This window comes from Pseudomonas sp. (assembly GCF_049645325.1).
Classification (GTDB): Bacteria; Pseudomonadota; Gammaproteobacteria; order Pseudomonadales; family Pseudomonadaceae; genus Aquipseudomonas.
In genome coordinates, this window is sequence record NZ_JBARTQ010000439.1 from 1 (window position 1) to 4,335 (window position 4,335).

Here is a 4,335-nt window from a genome sequence, read left to right on the forward strand (position 1 = left end):
TGCGCTCCACCAAAAGTGAGCCGCTGTAAGAGCGGAACCCATCCCCGCAACGACAGCAAAAATGGATATACCCCCACCACCAGAGGTACCATACCCCGCTTCAGCGCAGCCCCTTTCGCAGCGCCCTGCCAAACTCTAAGCCCTCCCATGCCCTTCGAACTCAGCGTTGACCTCACCACCCTCGCCATCCTCGCCGTCGTGGCCTTCGTCGCCGGCTTCATCGACGCCATCGCCGGTGGCGGCGGGCTGCTCACCACCCCGGCCCTGCTCACCGCCGGCATGCCGCCGCACCTGGTCCTGGGCACCAACAAACTCAGTTCCACCTTCGGCTCCGCCACCGCGAGCTTCACCTTCTACCGCCGCAAACTGTTCCACCCACGCCAATGGGTGCACGCCATCGTCGGCACGCTGATCGGCGCCCTGGCCGGTGCCGTAGTCGCCCACTACCTGCCCGCCGAAACCCTGAACAAGATGCTCCCGGTGATCGTCTTCGCGTGCGGCATTTACCTGCTGTTCGGCGGCACGCCCAAGGCACCGCTGGACGCCGACGCACCGATCAAGAAGAAATGGCAATCCACCCAAGGCTTCAGCCTGGGCTTCTACGATGGCGTGGCCGGCCCCGGCACCGGGGCGTTCTGGACCGTCAGCACGATGCTGCTGCACCCTATCGACCTGGTGAAAGCTAGCGGCGTCGCGCGCAGCATGAACTTCGTCAGCAACGCGGCGGCGCTGTCGGTGTTTATCTTCAACGGCTCGGTGGATTGGGTGGTCGGCCTGGCGATGGGCTTCTCGGTGATGGGTGGCGCGTTCTTTGGCGCACGCAGCGCAATCAGCGGCGGCGCCAAATTCATTCGTCCGGTGTTTATCACCGTGGTCCTCGGCCTGACGGTGCGCCTAGCCTGGCAGCACTGGTTCAGCGTGGCCTAAACGGCGGGCCAGGTAGAGGTCGATCAGGTAACGCGCAATCGAACGCGACGCCGGCAACGGCGGCAGGTCGTGGATGTTGAACCACTGCGCGTCCTCGATCTCGTCGGCCTGGGGCACGATATCGCCACCGGCATATTCGGCGTGAAAGCCGAGCATCATCGAATGCGGGAACGGCCAGCACTGGCTGCCCATGTACTGGATGTTCTTGACCTCCACCTGCACTTCTTCGCGAACCTCGCGGATCAGGCAGTCTTCGGCCGACTCGCCCGGCTCGGCAAACCCCGCCAGCGTGCTGTACACACCCGTGACAAAACGCGGCGAACGCGCCAGCAGAATCTCGTCGCCTCGGGTCACCAGCACGATCATGCTCGGCGAGATCCGGGGGTAGCTGCGCAGGTCGCAGGCCTGGCAGAACATGGCGCGCTCCCGGGGCACCTGCACCATGGCCTGGCCGCAACTGCCGCAAAACCGGTGTTCACGGGCCCAGGTCCCGATCTGCGCGGCGTAACCCAGCACTTTGTACAGGGTGTGATCGCCTTGCAGCATGAAACCGCGCAACCCCTGCCAGCTGCAACCGGGCACTTCACTGGCCGCGTCGAGTTCCAGCAAGTACACCGGCTCACCGTCCAAATGGCCGATGCCATGCTCGGCAAATACCGAGAGGTCCTGGCGCTTGAGCCATTCGCGGGGGAACAGCGGGCCATTGGCGTCATGCAAAAAACCCTCGCGGCTGCGGGCGACGGCCCAGCCGCCAGGGGCGTCGTTGTCCAGCAGCGTTGTGGTAATCCAGCCTGGGGTCATGTCAGTCAATCCACGAATTCGGGTTTCTGCTTACTCATATTGGCCGCGATGGCCACGCGCAGGTCGTTGGATTGCAACATAGCCGAGTTCCAGGTGGCAACGTATTCCAGACCATCTTTGACCGTGTGGTCACGCATGTAGCTGATCATGGCCTTGGTGCCGGTCACGGCAATCGGTGATTTGGCGGCGATTTCATGGGCAATGTCCATCACCCCGGCCAGCAGGCTTTCCTGATCGGGATACACACGATTGACCAGGCCGATACTGCGCGCTTCCTCGGCGCCGAACTGGCGGCCGGTGTAGGCCAGCTCACGCAGCATGCCGTCGCCGACAATGCGCGGCAGGCGCTGCAACGTGCCGACGTCGGCGGCCATGCCGATGTCGATTTCCTTGATCGAGAACTGCGCGCCTTCGGCGGCGTAGCGCATGTCGCAGGCGCTGATCAGGTCGATGGCGCCGCCGATGCAGTAACCCTGGATGGCCGCCAGCACGGGCTTGCGGCAATTGTCGACGGCATTGAACGAGGCTTGCAGTTCAAGGATCTTGCGGCGCAGCAGGCGTGCGTTGCGGCCCACATCCTTGCCGAAATCATTGGCCACCGAAGCCATCATCATCAGGTCGATACCGGAGGAGAAATGCTTGCCGGCGCCACTGAGCACCACGGCGCGCACCGCGTCGGTGTCCTCGACCCATTGGAAGATGTCGATGATTTCGGTCCAGAACGCGGCATTCATCGCGTTGATCTTTTCCGGGCGGTTGATTTGCACATGGGCAACGTTGCCAGTGAGTTCGACGACGAAAGCGTGGTATTCGGACATGGCAGTGATCCCTGACTGGCGAGTGATAAGGCCCGAACTATAACAAGGGTGCGCGACGGCGCATCGGCCAAAAACGGGACTGGCAAAGGTAATGAAATGTTGTGGGCGCAAGGTTCATGCAGCCCCGATACATTTCACCCCGGAAGCGCCCCATATCGGCTATACAATCAGGGCATTGCCGGGAGCTGTGTATGCCGTCCACGTTTCGTTCATCGTTGATCCTGGCTGTGGTGGTCGTCCTGACCGGCATCGGTGCAGGCCTGGGCGGAATGCTCCTGGCGTTGCTGCTGCATGGCATACAGCATCTGGCCTATGGCTACAGCCTCGACAGCCTGGTCAGCCATGAAACCTTCCTGCTCGGAGTAACTGCAGCGTCGCCCGAGCGCCGCCTGCTGGTGCTGCTGGTGTGTGGCCTGGTCGCCGGGCTCGGCTGGTGGACGATCTATCGCTACGGTCGCCCGCTGGTGAGCGTCAAGCAGGCGGTGTCGGAAACCATGCCGATCATGCCGCCCAAGACCACCCTCGCCCACGCCGTGCTGCAGATCATCACCGTGGCCTTGGGTTCGCCGCTGGGCCGTGAAGTGGCACCACGCGAAGTCGGCGCGCTGGCGGCCACCTGGTTGTCCCGGCGCGCGCGCCTGGAACCCTCCATGCACCGCTTGATCGTGGCCTGCGGGGCTGGCGCCGGGCTGGCGGCGGTGTACAACGTGCCGCTGGGCGGCGCCGTGTTTGTGCTGGAAGTGCTGGTGGGCGCGTTCAGTTGGCCGGCGGCGGTGATTGCCCTGGCCACCTCGGCGATTGGCGCGTCGGTGGCCTGGGTCGGGCTGGGCGCGCAGGCGCAATACGTGGTGCCGCATTTTGTGGTGAGCCCGGCGCTGATCGCTTGGGCGGTGGTGTGCGGGCCGCTATTCGGCGTGGCCGCCTACGGTTTTACTCGCCTTACGGGCGCGGCTCGGGCAAATGCCGCGCGCGGCTGGCGCTTGCCGGCGCTGTCGTTGATCAACTTCGCCGTGATTGGCGGGCTGGCCATGCTGCTGCCGCAAATCCTCGGCAATGGCAAAGGCCCGGCGCAACTGGGCTTCGACAATGAACTGACGATCGGCCTGGCCGCGTTGCTGCTGGTGGTCAAGCTGTTGATCACCGCCAGCAGCCTGCGCGCCGGGGCCGAGGGCGGCCTGCTGACACCCGGCCTGGCGAATGGCGCCTTGCTGGCGATCATCCTCGGCGGTGCCTGGAGCCTGGTGTGGCCGGGCGTGCCGCTGGGCGCCTTTGCGATCATCGGCGCGGCGGCCTTCCTGGCATCGAGCATGAGCATGCCGCTGACGGCGATAGTGCTGGTGGCCGAGTTTACACGCATTGACCACGACTTCCTGGTGCCCATCATCCTGGCCGTAGTGGGCTCGATGTGCGTGAGCAAGCTGTGCCAGCGGCGCGGCTAAAAACGCGGCAAAAATACTGGAAAAAAACCGGCCCAGGCACCATCCTTCGCGCTTTAAGCCGCCCCAGGCGGCGCTCGACGTTTAAAGGATATTCCCCATGCACGCCCAACCCCTCGCCCCCGCCGATTTCGAATTCATCGAAGACACCCTGCTCAAGTACGGCGACGACCATTCGGTGCTGAACCTGGCTGAGCTCGATGGCTACTTCACGGCGTTGGTGTCCAGCCCGGCCCAAGTGGAAGTGGATGAGTGGTTCCCGGCGATCTGGGGTGGGCAAAACCCGGCGTGGGAAAGCGTCGAGGAGGCCCAGCGCTTTTTGGAGCTGTGCGTGCGTCACCTCAATACCCTGG

General features: G+C 64.0%; 5 protein-coding genes. 3 read left to right on the forward strand and 2 right to left on the reverse strand.

Going from position 1 to position 4,335, the window contains the following annotated elements; genetic code table 11:
- Positions 1-147: 147 nt before the first annotated feature.
- Positions 148-927, forward strand: a complete 780-nt coding sequence (locus WBB95_RS19095; protein WP_424488999.1) for a TSUP family transporter — start codon at positions 148-150, stop codon at positions 925-927.
- Here WBB95_RS19095 and nudC read toward each other — a convergent pair.
- Positions 895-1,728, reverse strand: coding sequence for an NAD(+) diphosphatase (gene nudC, locus WBB95_RS19100; protein ID WP_424489000.1), 834 nt, complete (start codon positions 1,726-1,728; stop codon positions 895-897). The two genes, WBB95_RS19095 and nudC, sit on opposite strands and share 33 nt — an antisense overlap.
- Before the next feature lie 5 nt (positions 1,729-1,733).
- Positions 1,734-2,546, reverse strand: a complete 813-nt coding sequence (locus tag WBB95_RS19105; RefSeq protein WP_424489001.1) for a crotonase/enoyl-CoA hydratase family protein — start codon at positions 2,544-2,546, stop codon at positions 1,734-1,736.
- A gap of 191 nt (positions 2,547-2,737) precedes the next feature.
- Between WBB95_RS19105 and WBB95_RS19110 the strand changes: the two genes are divergently transcribed.
- Together WBB95_RS19110 and WBB95_RS19115 are read left to right on the forward strand one after the other, a co-directional pair.
- Complete coding sequence (locus WBB95_RS19110; protein ID WP_424489002.1) at positions 2,738-3,985, forward strand: chloride channel protein; 1,248 nt, start codon at positions 2,738-2,740, stop codon at positions 3,983-3,985.
- A 97-nt stretch (positions 3,986-4,082) separates the two neighbouring features.
- The coding region (locus tag WBB95_RS19115; RefSeq protein ID WP_424489003.1) for a UPF0149 family protein at positions 4,083-4,335 on the forward strand (253 nt) is incomplete at its 3' end.

Excerpts from the sequence above, each read along its gene's own strand:
- WBB95_RS19095 (WP_424488999.1), top strand. The coding sequence starts at position 148 with ATGCCCTTCGAACTCAGCGTTGACCTCACCACCCTCGCCATCCTCGCC.
- nudC (WP_424489000.1), bottom strand. The coding sequence starts at position 1,728 with ATGACCCCAGGCTGGATTACCACAACGCTGCTGGACAACGACGCCCCT.
- WBB95_RS19105 (WP_424489001.1), bottom strand. The coding sequence starts at position 2,546 with ATGTCCGAATACCACGCTTTCGTCGTCGAACTCACTGGCAACGTTGCC.
- WBB95_RS19110 (WP_424489002.1), top strand. The coding sequence starts at position 2,738 with ATGCCGTCCACGTTTCGTTCATCGTTGATCCTGGCTGTGGTGGTCGTC.